Annotated in this window: 12 protein-coding genes and 9 pseudogenes; 6 read left to right on the top strand and 15 right to left on the bottom strand. The window is 63.8% G+C overall.

The features are described 5' to 3' along the window. Nucleotides 1–4: 4 nt before the first annotated feature. Nucleotides 5–1144, bottom strand: coding sequence for an acyl-CoA dehydrogenase family protein (locus CBI38_RS21545; RefSeq protein WP_109332042.1), 1140 nt, complete (start codon nucleotides 1142–1144; stop codon nucleotides 5–7). Between the two features lie 94 nt (nucleotides 1145–1238). Between CBI38_RS21545 and CBI38_RS21540 the strand changes: the two genes are divergently transcribed. From CBI38_RS21540 to CBI38_RS40605, 5 genes are all read left to right on the top strand, one after another. Continuing rightward, a complete protein-coding gene (locus tag CBI38_RS21540; protein ID WP_109332041.1) occupies nucleotides 1239–1613 on the top strand; it encodes a nuclear transport factor 2 family protein in 375 nt (124 codons plus the stop codon). A gap of 3 nt (nucleotides 1614–1616) precedes the next feature. Further along, complete coding sequence (locus CBI38_RS21535) at nucleotides 1617–1994, top strand: hypothetical protein (RefSeq protein WP_109332040.1); 378 nt, start codon at nucleotides 1617–1619, stop codon at nucleotides 1992–1994. A 202-nt stretch (nucleotides 1995–2196) separates the two neighbouring features. Beyond that, on the top strand, nucleotides 2197–3771 hold the full coding sequence (locus tag CBI38_RS21530; protein WP_109332039.1) for an MFS transporter: 1575 nt from the start codon (nucleotides 2197–2199) through the stop codon (nucleotides 3769–3771). Nucleotides 3772–3838: 67 nt separating this feature from the next. Continuing rightward, complete coding sequence (locus tag CBI38_RS21525) at nucleotides 3839–5770, top strand: oxidoreductase (RefSeq protein WP_109332037.1); 1932 nt, start codon at nucleotides 3839–3841, stop codon at nucleotides 5768–5770. Between the two features lie 407 nt (nucleotides 5771–6177). Beyond that, entirely contained in the window at nucleotides 6178–6729 is a 552-nt protein-coding gene (locus tag CBI38_RS40605) for a helix-turn-helix domain-containing protein (protein WP_109332036.1), read from the top strand. Between the two features lie 411 nt (nucleotides 6730–7140). Here the strand turns inward: CBI38_RS40605 and CBI38_RS39200 are convergent, their stop codons facing one another. Both CBI38_RS39200 and CBI38_RS40600 read right to left on the bottom strand, forming a co-directional pair. Further along, nucleotides 7141–7542: a helix-turn-helix domain-containing protein gene (locus CBI38_RS39200; protein ID WP_269467595.1), complete on the bottom strand. Its 402-nt coding sequence runs from the start codon at nucleotides 7540–7542 to the stop codon at nucleotides 7141–7143. Between the two features lie 470 nt (nucleotides 7543–8012). Beyond that, nucleotides 8013–8225, bottom strand: coding sequence for a hypothetical protein (locus CBI38_RS40600; RefSeq protein WP_204165008.1), 213 nt, complete (start codon nucleotides 8223–8225; stop codon nucleotides 8013–8015). A gap of 563 nt (nucleotides 8226–8788) precedes the next feature. Here CBI38_RS40600 and CBI38_RS21505 point away from each other — a divergent pair. After that, nucleotides 8789–9173 (top strand): annotated as a pseudogene (locus CBI38_RS21505) (WhiB family transcriptional regulator). A 191-nt stretch (nucleotides 9174–9364) separates the two neighbouring features. Here the strand turns inward: CBI38_RS21505 and CBI38_RS21500 are convergent. The 12 genes and pseudogenes from CBI38_RS21500 to CBI38_RS40025 form a co-directional block, all read right to left on the bottom strand. Next, a pseudogene (locus CBI38_RS21500) lies at nucleotides 9365–9988 on the bottom strand (IS256 family transposase); the annotation flags it as partial. Nucleotides 9989–10002: 14 nt separating this feature from the next. Continuing rightward, nucleotides 10003–10811, bottom strand: a protein-coding gene (locus CBI38_RS21495) for an IS5 family transposase (protein WP_230989911.1) whose coding sequence is annotated in 2 segments (ribosomal slippage) — nucleotides 10003–10454 and nucleotides 10454–10811 — 810 coding nt in all. Because the reading frame shifts where the segments join, the coding sequence is not laid out codon by codon here. 43 nt (nucleotides 10812–10854) lie between these two features. Next, nucleotides 10855–11585, bottom strand: a pseudogene (locus CBI38_RS21490) (transposase); the annotation flags it as partial. Nucleotides 11586–11730: 145 nt separating this feature from the next. Further along, complete coding sequence (locus tag CBI38_RS21485) at nucleotides 11731–12216, bottom strand: hypothetical protein (protein WP_109332034.1); 486 nt, start codon at nucleotides 12214–12216, stop codon at nucleotides 11731–11733. Between the two features lie 831 nt (nucleotides 12217–13047). Beyond that, nucleotides 13048–13899 carry a hypothetical protein gene (locus CBI38_RS21480; protein WP_230989910.1) on the bottom strand — a complete coding sequence of 284 codons (852 nt, stop codon included), beginning with the start codon at nucleotides 13897–13899 and terminating at the stop codon, nucleotides 13048–13050. A gap of 276 nt (nucleotides 13900–14175) precedes the next feature. Then, on the bottom strand, nucleotides 14176–14565 hold the full coding sequence (locus CBI38_RS21475; RefSeq protein WP_109332026.1) for a gas vesicle protein: 390 nt from the start codon (nucleotides 14563–14565) through the stop codon (nucleotides 14176–14178). Beyond that, nucleotides 14562–14719, bottom strand: a pseudogene (gvpO, locus tag CBI38_RS21470) (gas vesicle protein GvpO); the annotation flags it as partial. The gene CBI38_RS21475 and the pseudogene gvpO, both read right to left, overlap by 4 nt. Beyond that, nucleotides 14716–15051, bottom strand: a pseudogene (locus tag CBI38_RS21465) (GvpL/GvpF family gas vesicle protein); the annotation flags it as partial. The pseudogenes gvpO and CBI38_RS21465, both read right to left, overlap by 4 nt. After that, nucleotides 15051–15459, bottom strand: a pseudogene (gene gvpJ / locus CBI38_RS21460) (gas vesicle protein GvpJ). The pseudogenes gvpJ and CBI38_RS21465, both read right to left, overlap by 1 nt. Nucleotides 15460–15477: 18 nt before the next feature. Next, nucleotides 15478–16626, bottom strand: a pseudogene (locus tag CBI38_RS21455) (SRPBCC family protein); the annotation flags it as partial. Nucleotides 16627–16698: 72 nt separating this feature from the next. After that, nucleotides 16699–17181 (bottom strand): annotated as a pseudogene (locus CBI38_RS39185) (aldehyde dehydrogenase family protein); the annotation flags it as partial. After that, nucleotides 17141–17335 (bottom strand): annotated as a pseudogene (locus CBI38_RS40025) (hypothetical protein); the annotation flags it as partial. The pseudogenes CBI38_RS40025 and CBI38_RS39185, both read right to left, overlap by 41 nt. Nucleotides 17336–17410: the final 75 nt, after the last annotated feature.

Genomic DNA, 17410 nt, shown 5'->3' with positions numbered 1-17410 from the left:
GAGTTCAGATTCCGAGAAGGGATGCGATCCGGGCGCGGTGCACCCGTGAATCACCCTGTAGAGCTTCGTTTCCCATTGCGCGACGGAAATAGGAGTGGGCGGGGTGCTCCCACGTGAAGCCGACACCACCGTGGAGTTGGACGGTTTCGGCGGCCGCGTGGATGGCGGCGTCTGTACAGACTGATCCGGCCACAGCAATGGCCAGGCGGGCGGCGGCTGGGTCCTCGTCGTAGACGGCTGCGGCGTAACGACAGGCCGAGCGCGCTCGCTCGAGCTCGATCAGGACATCGGCGAGGCGATGCTTGACTGCCTGAAATGATCCGATCGGTCGGCCGAACTGGTGCCGGGTCTGGACGTACTGCACGGTCATCTCGAGCAGCGCGTCGACGATGCCGGTGTTCTCGCAAGCCAGCGCGAGCGTCGCGACATCCCGCAGCTGTGTGCAGATCTCGTCGTGGTCGGCCGCGGTGGTCAGTGCGAGCGCGGGTGCCTGCCGCAACGTCAAATCCGCTTGTCGTCTGGTCCGGTCGATGACCTCGCGTTCGGACGGCACAAGGTGATCGCCTGCAGTCGTGGCGAACAAGCGACGCCCGGAGGTGGTGTTCGCGGAGACGATGACCACATCGGCGCCGGCGCCACCGAGTACGTGGGTCGCCATACCGGTGAGAGTCCACGCGTTGCCGGCCTCGCTGGCGTGGACGTCGTCGGTCTCCGGTGTCAGTGAGGTCGCAGTGGCAATTGTTGTGCCCTCGAGGACGTTGCCGAGCAGGTCGGAGATGTCATCGGCGGTTGCCGAGAGCAGAGCGGACATGCCCACGACTGCCGAGGTGTAGACGGGCTCGCAGACCAGGTTGCGACCGCATTCCTCGAGGATGATCCCGAACTCCACCATGCCGTACCCCAGGCCGCCGCGGTCTTCGGGTACGGCGAGCGCGGTGATCGACATGTCCTCGACCAGTCGTCGCCAGAGGTCGGGTGAGTAACCGACCACGGTCTCGGCTGCGGCGCGGACCTGCTCGATGCCGCTCCATCTGTTGAGCAGGCCGCGAATCGCATCGCGAAGCTGTGTCTGCTCGACGCCTGGGGTCAGTGTGGACGGTTCCGAGCGAGGCCAGGGCGCCTCAATGGCGGTGGTGATGGGCATGACGCTCCAATTGACGTGACTTCAGTTTGGTTTGAAGCCACACTAACCTGGCGAACTCTCGACAAGAAGGGGTTTCCCGAACTAAGTTCATTTCATGAGCTGTGACATCGAGAAATACTATGCCGCCGTCGACAGCGGGCACATCGAAAACGCCGTCGCGATGCTGGCACCGGACGTCGAGTTCGCCATGGTGCTACCCACCGGCATCAAGCACGGCAAGGGGCGCGAGGTCATGCTCGGTTACCTCCAGGGGCGTCCCCCGGTGGAGCGCAAGCACCACATCCAGCGGGTTGCGATTGCGGATGATCTGCAGTTCGCCCACGGTTCGGTCACCGATGACGGCGTCACAACGGGATTCTTCGTCGGCGTGATGCACATCGGCCCTGATGGTCTGATCGACCGCTATCAGGTGTCTTTCGATTCCGAATTCTCGCTACTGCCAACCGCCCTGACCTCCGAAAGAGACTGACCCATGACCGATACCGCGCTGTCGACCCCGATTCTCGCCCAATGGTTCGAGTACATGGATTCCGACGATCCGGACCGGGTACTCACCATGATTTCCGACGACTTCGAGATGTCGGTCCAGTTCTCGAAGGGCCGTGGCCAGGCAGCAGAATTCGTGGGCGACCGTGCCGGTCTGATCGTGTACCTCGCCCAGCGGGAGAAGAGCACCTTGGTTCACCACATCGACAAAGGCGCGCTGGTCGGAGATGTTGAACTGGTACTCGGGCGCACCACCCGCGATGGTGAATTCGAGGCATCATTCAACGCGACTGCTCAAATCGACGACAACGGCAATGTGCGCCGGCTCCTCATCGCCCGCACCCCTGAGCTCGCGTTCGCTTGAATGCCCATCGTCGGCGCCGTGAAGGAGTCCATTGTGTAGCGGTCGTCGAGACCGTTGTTGCGGCAAGATATTCGTTTTCACCCGACCCCGCACGAATCGATGCCGGTCCGATTGCGGTGCAGGTCATCTCGTCTCAATACGACGAGATGACCTGCCCCAGATATCAAAAGCGAGGCGGATTGCATTGAGCGAGGAGGCGGGTATGGTGGGCGAGTCGCAGATGGGGTTCTTTGCTCCCTTGCGGATCCGGCGCCTACGCCTGCTCTTGCTCCTGGAACTCGGTGCCAGCGTAGGCATATGGATACTGGTTCTCGCGGCCCAATGGATCCTGACCGAGGCGGGCGAATCCGCCACCACCGTATCGGCGGTCCAGTTCGCAATCAGTGTGCCGTTCTTCCTTTTTGCCGTGCCGATCGGCGCAATCGTCGAGTACACCAGTCATCGTCGGCTCCTGGTTGTCACGTCGGTGGTGCTACTCGCCGCATCGATCGGCCTGGCCGTTCTGGACTTTCTGGGTCATGTAGGTGTCGCTGTACTGATGGGCAGCGTCTTCGTCGCCGGAGTGGGACTTGCGGTCGTCGCCATCGTCTGGCAAGCGCTGTTGCCCCACATCGTCAGCAGGGACATGATGGCCGTCGTCCCGGCCATCGATGGCGCCGTGTTCAACGGTGCGCGCGCTATCGGACCGTTGATCGGCGGTGCGATCCTTGCCGGCTTGGGCTCCACCTGGGCGTTTTCATCCGCCGGTGCGATGTTTGCTGGGTGCGCGCTGATCGCGGCCCGGCAGGTCCCCGCTACCGCGGGCAGCGCTTCGATACGTCGCCCTCTCGGCCGGGCGGTGTCGAGCGGTTTGCGCTTCATCCGGTACTCCAGATGGACGCGACGGTTGCTCGTCCGGTTGACCATCTTCGGGATACCCGCGAGCTGTCTTTGGGCCCTCCTGCCGCTGGTCGCCCACGACCGTCTGCACACCAGTACCTTCGAGTTCGGTGTGATGTCGGGCGCCATCGGGGTGGGAGCGGTCGTCGGCACGATTGCGCTGATGCCACTGCGTGCCCGGATGACGTGGAATCGATATGTCGCATTGGGTTCGGCCGCCTATGCATTGGCACTTGGCGGAATGACAGTCATCACCCGATTCGATTTGATGCTGGTACTGATGGTCGTCGCCGGCGCAGCCTGGGTGGGGGTCCAGAGCACCTGGATGATCGCGGCGCACAAAGTCGTGCCGACGTGGATCAAGGCGCGTGTCATTGCGTTCATCATGTTGATGTTCCAGGGGAGTCAGGCGGTCGGGGCGATCTTGTGGGGTGTGCTGGCCGATGTCGTCGGCCTGGTTCCTGCCGTCGCCACCGCGGCCGTGCTCATGTTCGTGTCTGCCGGCGGGGTATTGCGGCGTGGCATCTTTTCCAGCGAGGGCATTGTGCCGGATCCTGCAGAGGTCGAGAATCCGGCTGCGCCTTTCGGTGACTATGGTGAGCGACGCGTGGTCATCGAGACGACCTACGTGGTCGCTCCCGCGAACCGGTCCAATTTCCTGGCCGGCATCCGGACGGTACAGCACTCACGGCTTCGGCTCGGGGCACTCCGATGCGTGGTGACGCAGTCTGCCGAACTCCCGGACATCTTCGTCGAGTACTGCATGTTCAGCGATTGGGCCGACTACTTCTCACAGGAGACCGAGCGACTCACGCAGCCGGAGAAACAACTACGTGAGCGGGTGGCGACCACGCTCGAGTCCAGACCGTCATCGCGGGTCTTGTTGGTGACCGACTGACCTCCCCATCATCTACTTCGTGCATCAGGGGTCGTCAGCGCGGCAGTGCACAAAGAAAGAAGGAATCATGGTAAGTGAGTTCCCGCATCTATTCTCGCCTTTTGAGGTCGGCGGAATCAGCCTCAAGAATCGCCTGGTGGCACTGCCTGCCGGGACGAGTATGGCTGAGCGCGGTGTTCCCACTCACGGGGATACGGAGCATTTCGAGCGTCTTGCCGCAGGCGGCGTAGGGCTGATCATCGGTGGTGCCACCGTTGTACACCGAACGACGACTCTGCGTTCGCGAAAACTCGTCGAGGCCTACGGTGACGAGTTCGTGCCTGCGACGTCGGCGAAGGTGGCGGTGATCCACCGCCACGGCGCCCGTTTTGTGGGGCAATTGTGTCACCTCGGACGAGAATTCATCGGTGGAGAGTCGGACGCGCCGCCTTCCGCGCCGTCTCCGATCAGAACTGTGCGGGATGCCTACCCGCCACACGAACTGTCCGTCGCGGAAATCGAGGACATCATCGAAGGGTGGCGGGTCTCGACGCAGAATCTGGTCAAGGCGGGCGCCGACGGGGTCGAAGTCCATGCGGCACACGGCTATCTTCCCGCTCAGTTCATGTCGCCGTTGACCAACCAGCGAACCGATGACTTCGGTGGCTCATTCGAGAACCGGATGCGGTTCACACGGCTGGTCATCGAGGCAATGCGGTCGGTCATGCCGGTTGGGTTCGTCCTGGGAGTGCGGCTCAGCGGCGAAGAAGAGATTGTCGGTGGGATGGGGATCGACGAGTGCGTCCGAGTAGCGGAGAATCTGACCGAACTGGGCATCGACTACTTCAGTATCACCCACGGCACTCGCGGCAAATATGTGAAGGACTCGACGAATGAGGATGCGGTTGCCATCCCATCGGCCTCGAAGATTCGGGCTGCGACAGGTGTGCCGACTCTTGTCGGCCAACGTATTCGGGATGCGGCCACCGCCGACCATGCCATCAAATCAGGTCATGTCGACATGGTCGGAATGGCGCGGGCACTGATCGCCGATCCTGATCTACCGGTCAAGTCGGAGACCGGCAGGCTGGACGAGATCAGGGGCTGCCTGGGTATCAATCAGGACTGCCGGGCGTTCGACCCCCATCTGCACTGCGCCGTGAACGCGGAAGTCGGGCGTGGCCGGCATCCGAACGTCGGTACCGTGCCGCTGCGGTCCAAGGAGGTATTTGTCGTCGGGGGCGGTCCCGCCGGCCTCGAAGCAGCACGGGTCGCCGCCGGCCGTGGACATCGCGTCACCCTGTTCGAGGAGAACACCGTCCTCGGAGGCAGTGTTCGAGTGGCTGCGGCCTCACCCCACCGTGCCACGTTGATAGACATCGTCGATTATCTGGAACGCGAACTCAGACGGCTGAAGGTCGATGTCAACCTTTCGGCGGGGATCGGCGCGGACGACCTCGACGAAATTCGTGCGGTAGCGGACCATATTGTCGTAGCTACCGGTTCTCGGCCGGCGCAGCTTCCAAGCGGGTTGCACGGACGGCCCGCAGCGACCGTCGACGACGTCCTGCTCGGCCGCTTGCCCGAGGTACGAAGTAGACGGGCAGTTATCTTCGATGAGGGGGACGGGTTCTGGCCGGCTTACAGCGCTGCCGAGGCCTTGGCGCAGCAGGGCTGGCACGTCACCTTTGTCACCCCGCTGACCGCGCTGGCCTCCCGCGTGCCGGCTGAGAGCGTGGGACCGCTGCTCGGTCGACTCGGGGACGCCGGGGTGGAGTTCAAGGTGGCGCACTCGCTGGTGATCCCAAACGATTCCGCAACGCCGTTCCTCTTGCGTCCTGTTTTCGGTACCGGCGACGTCGCGTGTGATGAGGTACTAGTGGTCTGGCACCAACCGCGTGTTCCGGTGCCCCTTGGGCTCGAGCCTGATGAAACGGTTAGCGTCATCGGCGACTGCATCACGCCGCGGCGGATCGGTCACGCCATTGCGGAGGGTTACCGGATCGGCGCCGAACTATGAGCGCTGCGCGGTTATCGGGTGCTTGGTGCCCAACCCATCCCATTTCTCGTCAGCCAGTTGCAGTTCGACACTATGCGCCAGTGCTGCGAAAACATGCTGGGTGGGACAAAGTTTCTGGGCAGAAGGGCGTCGTGACGGCGCTCATCGGAAGTACCCACCTTCGCTCTACAACACTGCTCACCCAGTAAGGGGACCACGTCGCTACTGCTCGGATCAGCAGGTGCTCGAGGGATGCCATGGCCTCAGCCAGCCAGGATGCGTTGGAACACGACCACGAGTGATGCCTCGTCGGAAGATCCAGTAGTCGAGGTGTCCCGCCGAACAACGGCGCTGGCGGAACACAGCGGTACTGCCACCACGGAAAGGCGTCCGATGCCACAGTCGCTATGCACTGAATCGACACCTCCATGCTCGACGTCGATGCCACTTGTCCCCACCGCGTCGTTGGGGCCCGGACCTGGCTATCAGGACCGATGATCGATGCAGGGCTGTGCGACGAACGCAGCCGCCACGTAGGGGCCAGGGCGAACAGTGCGGCCTTCCCAGCATGCGATCTCACCATGGCCCGGGGGCCGGTATGTCTAAATGAGGCCGAGGACGGCATCGGCTCCAGCACTGTCAGTTCGCGTGTTCGGGACATTATTCGCGCTTCACGGACGTCGGCTGTCTCCTGCGCGATGGTCGCGCAGGCACTGTTCGTTAGCGAAGCCCACCTTCGCCGACTTCTGGCGGCGGAGGGAAACTCGTTTCGCCGCATTCGCGACGAGCACAGGACTGGATTAGCTCTCGAGGCACTACGGAATGGTCGACCCCTCGAGGTGTTGTCCAACGAACTAGGATTTTCGGATACGCGAGCGTTCCGACGGGCCTTTCGTCGATGGACGGGGGACAGCCCGACATCGATGCGTGCGTTGATGTCCAACGAAAGGTGCAGTCAGGCAAAGGTGCAGAGCAGTTGACTGGATAAGGGACTTATCCAGTTCTGTCGATCTCGTGGGCGGGGAGACGCTTTACCATTTGGGATGCTTGATCGCGGGGTAGCTGCCCATCGGGATTGCCGCGCGGGTGGCGTGGATGTTCATGGTGTTGGGGGTGTAGCCGAGTAGCGCGCCACCTCATCCGCGTGGTGATTATCGCGCCGGGAATCTTCCCGGCGCAGGTAGGTCTTCGTGGTCGCCCCGGGTCAGTCCGCGGCGTATGTGTGGCCCGGGCATAAGAGGTCCGGGGTGACTGTCCATTCCGCTGCTGTGAGCCATCGTCGAACGGGCTCGGTCAGGATGCCGTTCTTCGCTTGTTCGGCGAGTGCGCCGGCGAGGATGGGTCCGTCGCCGCAGACGCTGCAGGCGATGTCGAATGCCGGTTGCCCGGGTTCACACTGCCGGCAGTGGTGTCGGCTGATGACCGTCCCCCTGGCGATTGGGGTCGGCGTGGAGCCACGTCTTCGCGAGGTCGGCACGTTGGTGCGTCGCCTCGGCGCGAGTGGTCGGCTCATATCCGCAGGTCGGGCACGTCCGAGACGAGCGGACCGGGGGAGCCGCGAGCACGGCGCTCTTCTGCGTGACCGGTGCGCTATCGACCCGTCGTGTGTTCAGATGCCCATAGACCGTGGTGCGCGGCACTTTCAGCATGTCTGCGATCTGGGCGACGGTGTGCTCGCCTGCGTCGTAGAGGCGTTGAGCGAGTTCTATCTGGTCCGGGCTGAGCTTCGAGGGCCGGCCGCCCGTGCGGCCGCGGGCGCGGGCCGCGGCCATCCCGTCGCGGGTTTTAGCCACGATCAGCTCGCGCTGGAGCTCGGCGAGGACCGACCGATCGTCCGAGCCGGTCGAGCCGGGTGATCACCAGGACGTCGCCCTCGAGAAATCACGGGATTAGAAGGGGAGCGTCATCGTTGATTGATCCACCCAATTCGATCGGCGGAGAAGACGAACGAAGATCGTTGAGTACGACGTACTGGCCGGGAGGCGAGCCCTGAGGATTGTCGAAGCAGACATCCCCGGTGACAGATCCCCCCCGGCGCCACTTCGCCCGAGTGCAGCTGATTCTCTGTTCCGGTGAACGATGAGTTCCGAATCGCACTGTTCGGGTCCTGCATCTTCCAGTCCCAGACATTGAAATTTGCCTGAGCATCCCCGCCGTTGCGGATGTCACGGTGGTGCACAGATAGGCGGAACGCCTACGAGCACTGCCAGGTGAGCGTCGTCGGTGTTCCGGTGCACTTCATGCGCTAGCCCGGCCTCGGACGTTACCCGAGCCCGTTAATTCTCACCCACGGCTGGCGGTGGAGTTCTGGCACTGGTCGAAGGTGATCGACCCGCTCACCGACCCGGCCGTGTTCGGTGGTGATCTCGCCCGCGTCGATGAACGTGGACAACAAACTCCGCATCAGATCAGGGTTGGCGTCGGTGAGGCGATCGGTCAGGATTTGGTGCAGGTCGATAACGTGGGCAGAGGCCATCGCGTGGTCTTCCTCGAGCGAATTTGGTAGGTCTCACGAGGAGTCACGCGATGCCGCCTTTATTGGGTTACGACACGATGGTCAGATCCGACTCCGTTTCCTACACCATCTTCATGGAGCAACCAGTGTTGCGAAGTAGGACACAAGTCATCTCATCCGTACTTCTAAACTTCTCAGGTGCGCACTCCATGTGCATATTCGGAGCCGTTTCATGTCCCATCTCCCCCGCTAGAGGAGGTCGCGAGCTCGCGCAGCCGGAGCGATACTTCTACCTCGGCCCGAGCCCCACGTCGGTGCGCCCACGGCGGCGGCCCTCCCGAGGTGATCAGAACCGATTTCGGGATGGACGCCGCAGCGTTCTGTCGGGCACTGGTCGCGTATCTCGACGTCACCGCGCCGGGACCGCTGCGGCCGCTTGGTCGAGCAAATGATCACCGTCGCTCGTCGAAGGTTGTGGCTGGGCACCTGAACTTGAAGAGACCGTCCGGACTGATTGTGAAGGAGGTTGTTTGCGAAAGGATTACCGCGGTGACAGGTCCGCCGCACAAATACCCGTGAGTGAGATGAGTGACACCGATCCGATGACTTGTATATCCGCTCGTGCGCCGAGCACTGTGCCGGCTTCCCGCCGTGAAGATACGCCACGGACCGGACTGCCCGTCGACCGTGATCGTCGAGATTGGCGCATCCTGGGGTCGTGCCGGAACGTCGAGTCGTCGTTGTTCTTCTCTCCAGAGGGGGGAGCGTGGTCGGGACCGGGCGCGGCGCGAAGCGCACGCCAAACGCGTCTGCCAGGACTGCCCGGTGCTCACCGAATGCCGCGAGTACGCCCTGACCGTTGCCGAACCGTACGGAACGTGGGGCGGGATGTCCGAGAACGACCGCAGACGTCACATCCGGCGCCGGCAACGAGAGGGGGCATGGCATTGGATCGCCGCGCCAGCTTGATGCCTTGAGCTTTTCTGCCGCCGGGCCCGAGGATCACCAACCACCACCGACGCGCGTTGACGGCTGCCCATCAAACTAGTTGATTACCGATATGACGTAGGCCAAAACGGACGCTGGTGACCGCAGGAAGGCACTCAACCCGTTGCACGGGACTATCAGTTATTCGGTGGATCTGGATCTGGCACATCGGTTTAGTTCTCACTCGGGGTGAGCCGGCCCTCGAACGTGATCGCGAATGCGTTCAGTGCCGGCTTCCACCTCATTGCCCATCGTGCTCTGACCTTCCCGGTCGGGTCCAGCGCCCGGGTCGCGAGATACAGACACTTGAGAGCCGATTGGTCCGTCGGGGAAGTGCCCGCGTGCCCGGATCGCCCGCCGATACCGGGCATTGAGGCTCTCGATTACATCCGTCGAGCAGATGACACGCCTGATCTCGACGTCGGTAGTCGAGGAAGGGAATGAACTCCGTCCAGGCGTTCTGCCAGAGCCGGATGATCGCCGGATACCGCGAGCCCCACTTGCCGGTGAACTCGTCGAACCGCTCCCGCGCTGCAGCCTCGTTTGCAGCGGTATAGATCGGTCGTAGATCTCGTGACATCTCCTCCCAGTATCTGCGGGACGCGTACCGAAACGTGTTGCGGAGCAGATGAATGACACAGGTCTGGACAATCGTTCGATCCCACACCGCGGTGATCGCGTCCGGCAGGCCGTTGCAGTCCGTCACACACCACAATGCACACATCGGCGACACCTCGATGCTTGAGCTCGGTGAGGACGGCGAGCCAGAACTTCGCATCCTCACCACCGTCACCGGCCCTTAGAGGTTGTCTCATGTGGGGAGTTTCTTGAAGCAAGTGAGCGCGGCCGCGAGATGGAGGAATCCGGCAAAGTGCTCGGCGCGGCGTTCATAGCGGATGGTCAGGCGTCGGTAGCCGGTGAGCCAGGCGATGGTGCGTTCGATCTTCCACCGGTACCGGCCCAGCCGGTCGTTCCTCTCGATTCCGCGACGAGCGATGCGCGGGACAATGCCCTCTTCGCGCAGCCACCGGCGGTGCTTGTCGTAGTCGTAGCCCTTATCGGCGCGAAGCTTTCCGGGTTTGCGACGGCGCGGCCCACGTCGGGACTTCACCGCCGGGATCGCGCTGACCATCGGTTGCAGCAAGGTGCTGTCGTGGGTGTTCGCCGCGGACACATCGACGACCAGCGGGATTCCATTCGACTCGGACAGGACGTGGATCTTCGACCCCTTCTTGCCGCGATCGACCGGACTCGGCCCGGTCAGCGATCCCCTTTTTTCGCCCGCACGCTCGCGGCGTCCAGGATCGCTGCCGTCCAGTCGAGTTCACCGGCGCTACCGAGCCGGTCGAGCACCTCACGGTGCAGTCTCTCGAACACCCCTGCCGCCGCCCAGACGGTAAATCTTCGGTGCGCGGTAGGAACTGTGACCCCGAACGAGGGCGGCAGATGCCGCCACGCACATCCACTGGTCAGCACGTACACGATCGCGGTGAACACCGCCCGATCATCCACCGGCGCACTGCCACCTCCCTGCGGCCGTGCGGCGAATCGCGGAATCAACGGTTCGACGATCTCCCACAACGCATCCGGCACCAACCGCAGTGACAACCCATCTAACACGCGTCACATTATGCCCCACACGCCACTTCATCCACATGAGACACGCTCTTAGTCCCAGGATGTCGCGTTCCCCGTTCACGGTGACGCCGATCGCGGCTGGGGGTACCTCCCGCGTGCGGCGGGGGAAGATCGGCCGGTTGGTGACCTGACCGTCCCGGACCTTGACAGGGATGGCGTCGATGAAGATCATCGGGTACACCGGATCCAGGGGCCGGATGGACCATTCGGCCATCTCCGCGAGGACTTTGTCGGTGGGGGTACCTCCCTGCACGAAGTGCTTGGGGGAATCTTGCTGATCGTCTCCTTCGACACCGAGGCGCCTGGGGGCACCTCCCGCTTGCGGGGGAAGACGTCATCGAAATGGGCGGCGATCTCGCCTGTGGTGAGGCCTTTCGATGAGAGGGACAAGATGATTTTGTCGACACCGGTGAGCCGTCTCTGTCGTTTCTTGACGATCTGGGGATCGAACGAGGCATCGGTATCACGGGGTACTTGGATTTCGACCGGTCCGATCTCCGTCAGCACCGTTTTCGCTCGTCTGCCGTTGCGGGAATTCCCTCCATTCCTAACCTTCGGCCTGGTGTTTTCGTAGCCGAGGTGCTCTTCCATCTCTGCCTCGAGAGCGGTCTCGAGCACGTTCGCGGTGAGTTGGTTGAGTAGTCCGTTCGGTCCGACCAGTTCCACGCCGTCAGCCTTGGCCTGCGCCAGCAGTTGCTGCGCCAACTTCTGGTGATCGGTCTTCGTCTGATCCATAGGATCGAGTGTCTCGGTCATGATTCCGCCTTTCCGCCAAGCAAAGCTCGGCGTGTCGGCCAGACTCAGATCAACCGATTACCGGACAGTCCCCGTTGCACCGGCGTCGCGGCGGCGGGGGTTGTCGGCGGCGGAGATCCGTCCCTGCGGGCGGTAGGGATTGATTTTAAGGGGTGCGGTGTTGTGGTGGGTGCACGGTCGTGGGGAAGTGGTCGATGGTGCGGACTTGGTGGGCGGCCCAGCACAGGTACCAGATAAGCAGCAAGGGGAGGGCGGCATCGCCGAGTCCGGGGGTGTGCCCCTGTGTGAGGGCGATGGCGTAGCCGATGACGACGGCGGCCAGGAGTGCGGCGCCGAGCCCGATCGACTGGAGGAGGTGTCGGCGGCGTCGCGCCAGGCGGGTGTGCCCGGGTGTGGGGGTTCGGGCTTCGGGATGGGTGTGGGTGCCGGTGCCGTCGTCGGCACGGATGCTCCGGTGTAGCCGCAGGTAGACACCGATCCCGACCGCCACGGCCCACACCATGGTGCCGATGCTCGCCGCCGGGTGGGTGAACGCGGGGTCCGGCAGGACGAGGAGCAGGGCGACTGTGGTGATAATCCAGGTCGCCATGGCGGCGATCCAGGCGAGGATGATGTGCCAGAGCTGGTCCACGAATTACTCCTGCGACGAAATATGCGGGTCACCGATGAGTGTTCCGCGGGTCACCGGAGACAGCTAGGCCCCACAGGGGTGAATCTTTCCCCCTGGCGGTGTCCGACGGCGGCGTGTATACGGTGGTACCGAGCCCTGCGAATAACCAACTTACTCGTTGACGTAACCTATTTATCGGCATTGTGGGATCGACTGTCTTCCAGACTATTTGGCATTTTCCCGTGTCTGGAGCCTAATGACTGGTTCGGCGCCTCCGCGTCGTGCGCGCCGTCTGGCGCTTCGCCCGCGTCTGTGATGGATCCACCGACTCACGATATCGGTCCAGGTCGGCTGGCCTGACACTCAGAGAAGCGCGGACCCCGCCGCTTTTGACCAAGGCCAAAAAGGCCCTGCGACCGCAGAACGGCGCTCAGCCCGTTTCGCCTTGTCGCTTGGACCCGGTAACAGCTAACGAAGCGGATGTTCGCGACCGTCAGTTACTGCTCGCCCTAGAAATTGGTAGACGCCCGTCAACGCTCACTTCCGTCCGTTGTCTGAGACGGTCGAGCTGGCGCTGCGTGCCGCGGCGAGTCGGCTCGTTCCCGGGCCGCCGTTGCCTGCGCTTGGGCGGTAGCGAGATCCGGCTTTTGGTGGCGAGTTCGTCGCTGGCTGCGTCCGCGCCGGTGCGGGCCCCGGCAAAGCGCTCGAACCTCGTGACCAACCATGGTCGGGGGCAGCTTTCTCGTGCGGATGCGACCGCGTGAGGCGATTGAGCATGCCCGCGCCCGGGTGCGCGACTATGCCTGCCGCCCCATGAGGTTGATTTCCGCAGCTACGCCGATCCCGTTTCCGCTACCGATCACCTTTCGGTGTGGTTGCGGTCGACGGCGACTGCTCACGAATCGTCGAGCGGATGTGCGTCATCCGCCGCAGATGTGCCCAGCCACTGGACGGCTGTGGTCGGGTTTCGTCCTCGCCCGTGGTCGCGTTGTGCGGTTTCTCCTCGTCTCGTACGTCCGTCGGAGGCTTGTGCGCCTTGCCCCTTCCCTTCCTGTGTGCGGTTGTGTCCGGTCGTGCTTTCGGTGCGGATTCGTCCCGGGACTCCTCCGCCGAGTCGCTGGGTGTCGCGATCCGTGGTTTGCGCCGTTTGCGTGGCTTCGGCTGTTGTTCTTCTTGGACCGCGTGAGACGAAGTTGTTCCCGTGCTCGAGCGTCCCCGGGTCGCCCGCCGCGCAGGCGTGACGGGTTCGGCGTTCGTCGGGGCGTCGAATTGTCCGTCCTCGTCTTTTCCGTGGTCCGGTTCCTCGTCGACGGTGGAGTCCTCGGCGTCCCGCGGGTTGGCGTGCCCGCGACGGCCGATTCTCTTCACCCCGGTGACCAGGTGCCCGCTGCCGGCCACGACGTGCGAGCCGCGCGACCGGAGGCGGTCACGGAACGAGTCTGCGTGCTCGCTGGTGGCCTCGGCCGTGGCGGCCGTCGTGTCGAGTAGGTCGCCGCGAACCGAGTCGCCGAGTTCTGCGATCACCGGAGACGAGGCGAGGAACTCGGATCCCTGTGCGAGCAGATTCTCAGGTCCCTTGGGGGACTGTCCGCCCGCTCCAGCGATCTTCATTGCCATCTTCAACTGGTGTGTGCGCCCCAGTAGGTATCCGGCGCCGACCGCTGCGGCAACCTCAACTTTTGTTTTGGTTTTCATGAGTTTCATGATCGTACCCACTTGCTGTGTGTTGTCGCCACGCACTGCGTCGGGCGTCGAGAGCATGTGGAACTATGGCGCGTCGGTGCGCGCGAGGCGTATACCGTGACTACCCCGTGTCCCCGGTCCCAATCGCAAAACTCCATCGGAAGCCCGTTGCGGAGGTATCACCGCCGCCAGAGACTCGGTGGCACGCTATCAGTGAGTCCGCAGGCCGAGTCGACTCGAACGGGTCAGGACGTGCTCCGCGCACGATGCCGCTGAGGTTGCTCGACATCAGCACTGTCAGCCGAGGTCATCGGGCTGACGTTTCGTCTCCACCTCGATCTTGTCGGAGGATTGGACGGCCGGGCGAACCGACCTGTCGGGATCGAGTTCGGCGATCCGCTCCCGCAGTTTCCGGTTCTCGAGTTCGACGGTACTGTTCGTGCCGGTCAGCCAGGGGTCGTTCTCCCACCAATTGATGCCTACCTCTTTCGCGGTCTCGAGTGAGGCGATGACCAATCGCACCTTGATGGTCAGTAGTTCGATGTCGCGCAGGTTGACCTGGATGTCTCCGGCGATCACGAGCCCCTTGTCGAGGACCCGTTCGAGGATCTCGCCTAGATTCGTCGACTGGTGCCCGCTGCCCGAGGTCTGCGGAAGGTTGCTTGCACCGGCGCCGGCGATGGTCATGACCGCGCACGCTCGCTGTTGCCGATACCGCGGATGTAGCGGCGGGTTCTGCGGTAGGACAATAGTTCCCCGTCCAGATCCAACACGACCTCATACATGGCGAGTATGTCCGTCGCGACGGGATGCGCCGATCCTCGACTACCTCCACTTCCACTCGTCGGCATGTGTTGCGAGCAACTCCTCCTCGACGGCGTCGACGTCGGTCATGACCGCCCCGAAACGAAGCGGGAGGACCGGTGCCACCCGAGACGTGCCGTCCAGCAGGTGCGCATGGGCTTGCAGGTCTTCGGGCTTATCGAGCGGCCTGTCCACCGAGATCTCGCTCACGAGCGCGGCGATTTCGCCGTGCCTGATGATGCTGACCGGTCCGTCACCGACGCCGACCGCGTCCTTTTCGGCTTCCACATCGGCTGGCACGATGCCGTATACGTAGACACCGCTGGTGCGCGGCTCCTCGGCCGCATCGGTGTTCGGATTCGTGGACATCACGTGCCCCCGCGGGTGGACTTTCGGGTAACAGGTTCGCGCTCAGATTCTTCCTGTCCGCCGCCGAGGATGTCGCCGAGTCTTTCGCCCGCGGATTCGAGCGCACCCTTGGTCTTGGCTTTGGCGCCGCCCTCGGTGACGTCCCCCACCAGATCCGTCAGGCCTTCCGGCTCACCACTGCCGATCTCGAGCCGGTTCACTGCCTCCGCGAACCGCAGGTAGGTGTCGACACTGGCGACGACGACACGCGCGTCGATCGTGACCAGTTCGATCCCGACCAGCGAGACCCGCACATAGGCGTCGATGACCAGGCCTGTCCAAAATGGTGTCGACGACGTCGGCGAGGCTACTCGAGCTTGGACCGCCGCTCACTCCGCCGCCGCTCCCCGCCGGCTGCACCGAGGTCATCGCCCGCTGCCTTCCCTCGAGCCGGTGGCCGCCGTTTTTGCGGGGGCGTCCCCGTCGTCTCGGCGGTGCCGGCTCCTCATCGGCGGCCGCGGTTTTGCGGGGGCGTCCCCGTCGTCTCGGCGGTGCCGGCTCCTCGTCGACGGCCGCGGTTTTGCGGGGGCGTCCCCGTCGTCTCGGCGGGGGCGGTACCTGTTCCTCGGTCTCCGAGGTTCCCTCGTCGTCCTCGGCTACGTCCTCCGGCTCGTCCTCGACTGCGTCCTCCAGCTCGTCGTCCTCCTCCTCACCGGCCTCGTCGAGTTCGCCGGCCTCGTCGTCCTCAGACTCGTCGCTCTCGTCCCCACCCTCAGCGGTGTCGTCGAATTCGTCATCCTCCTGCGGAGGTGCTTGTTCGTCCTCGGGCTCAACCACCTCCCCGTCCCGGATCTCTCCCCGCCAGCCCTGCACCTCGTCGGGATGGAGAACGGACTGCGTCATGACATGACGCCCGAAGTGCTTCAACTCCAGCCGAGCCCGGCGTCCCGGTGCCCGCCACAGGTTTCCCGTCTTTTCGAAGAATCCCTTCGGGTGATACTCGAGAACCAAAATTATGCGGGTCAGGTCCGGAGTCACCTCATGGAACGTCACCGCGCCGTCGACAAAACCCTTCGCGCCTTTCGAGCGCCACACGATCCGCTCATCGGGAACCTGCTCGATGATCGACGATTCCCAGGTTCGGTGCGACAAGAAAACCTGCGCCTTCCACTCGAGCTTCTCGTCCGATTCCTGCTCGACCCGCTCGACCTTCTTCATGAAGGACGGGAAGTCGGCGAACTGCGTCCATTGGTTATAGGCCAGCTGGACCGGCACACCGACATCGAGTGTCTCGACGATATTGGTCAACTTCAGCTTCTTGCCCTTGCCGCCGCCCTTACCGCCACCACCGGTGACGGCCTCCTTGACGTCGGAGGCCTTGTCCTTGACCATCTGCTTGGCGCCCTCCCAGCCCGCGCTCACCGCGGATTTACCAGGTGTCTTTCCCTCCGCCAGTTTCTGGGAACCGGTCACAGCGCCGAGCAGACTTCCACCGCCGCCCTCGGCGTAGTCGGTGAGCCTGCCGGAGGCGTTCGCCACCTTGCCGGAGACCGACGAGAGTGCCTTGTCCGCCACTGTGCCGACCAGCTTCTGCACCGCATCCTGCAGCGGTCCCGACGCTCCGGTGCCGCCCGGTGCGGTTTCTCTGTCGACGAACTCGTCGTGTACGCCGTCGACGACCACCAGTCGGGATGAGGCCGTACAGCGCTGCCCGGTCGAGCCGTAGCTGCCCTGCAACGCGAGATCGACGGCCAGATCTAGGTCGGCGTCGTCCGCGACTACCAGGGGGTTCTTGCCGCCCATTTCCAGTTGCACGCGTGCCCGGCGGCTGGCACCGGCCAGGAGAACCCGTTCGCCGGTGGGCGCCGAGCCGGTGAATGATACCGCGGCCACGTCCGGTGATCCGGTCAGGACGTCGCCGATATCGCGGCCCCGGCCCATCACCAGGTTCAGCACGCCGGGCGGCAATCCGGCCCGGTGCAGAATCTCGACCAGGGCCCAGGCGCTGGCCGGTACGGCCTCGGCCGGTTTGAAGACGATGGTTTTGCCGTATGCGAGGGCCGGGCGCGATCTTCCACGCGGGGATCGCGATCGGGAAGTACCAGGGAGTGATGATCGAGACGACCCCCACCGGTTCGCGGGCGGCGGCATCGAGGTCGACTTCGAGCTCCGGCTCGATGACGGGGCTGGCGCTGGATTGGCTCACCGACGCGTTCCGCACCGCATTGGACGCCGCAGATCTCTCCGACTCCGGTGGTGTGGTGATGCGGGCGCTGTTCGACGCCAGCGACACCGACGTGGTCATCCAACTGCGGCGGCTGCCCCGTGCCACCCGCGCCGCCCTCACCGAGGGTGGCGGTGGTGACCGGGCATCGCGGTC

Origin of the sequence: Rhodococcus oxybenzonivorans, assembly GCF_003130705.1 — a bacterium.
GTDB lineage: Bacteria > Actinomycetota > Actinomycetes > Mycobacteriales > Mycobacteriaceae > Rhodococcus_F > Rhodococcus_F oxybenzonivorans.
This window is presented reverse-complemented; position numbering and strand designations above follow the sequence as displayed.

What these genes read in the sequence shown, in the direction of transcription:
- CBI38_RS21545 (WP_109332042.1), bottom strand. Translation starts at nt 1,144, where the DNA reads ATGCCCATCACCACCGCCATTGAGGCGCCCTGGCCTCGCTCGGAACCG.
- CBI38_RS21540 (WP_109332041.1), top strand. Translation starts at nt 1,239, where the DNA reads ATGAGCTGTGACATCGAGAAATACTATGCCGCCGTCGACAGCGGGCAC.
- CBI38_RS21535 (WP_109332040.1), top strand. Translation starts at nt 1,617, where the DNA reads ATGACCGATACCGCGCTGTCGACCCCGATTCTCGCCCAATGGTTCGAG.
- CBI38_RS21530 (WP_109332039.1), top strand. Translation starts at nt 2,197, where the DNA reads ATGGTGGGCGAGTCGCAGATGGGGTTCTTTGCTCCCTTGCGGATCCGG.
- CBI38_RS21525 (WP_109332037.1), top strand. Translation starts at nt 3,839, where the DNA reads ATGGTAAGTGAGTTCCCGCATCTATTCTCGCCTTTTGAGGTCGGCGGA.
- CBI38_RS40605 (WP_109332036.1), top strand. Translation starts at nt 6,178, where the DNA reads ATGCTCGACGTCGATGCCACTTGTCCCCACCGCGTCGTTGGGGCCCGG.
- CBI38_RS40600 (WP_204165008.1), bottom strand. Translation starts at nt 8,225, where the DNA reads ATGGCCTCTGCCCACGTTATCGACCTGCACCAAATCCTGACCGATCGC.
- CBI38_RS21480 (WP_230989910.1), bottom strand. Translation starts at nt 13,899, where the DNA reads ATGAAACTCATGAAAACCAAAACAAAAGTTGAGGTTGCCGCAGCGGTC.
- CBI38_RS21475 (WP_109332026.1), bottom strand. Translation starts at nt 14,565, where the DNA reads ATGACCATCGCCGGCGCCGGTGCAAGCAACCTTCCGCAGACCTCGGGC.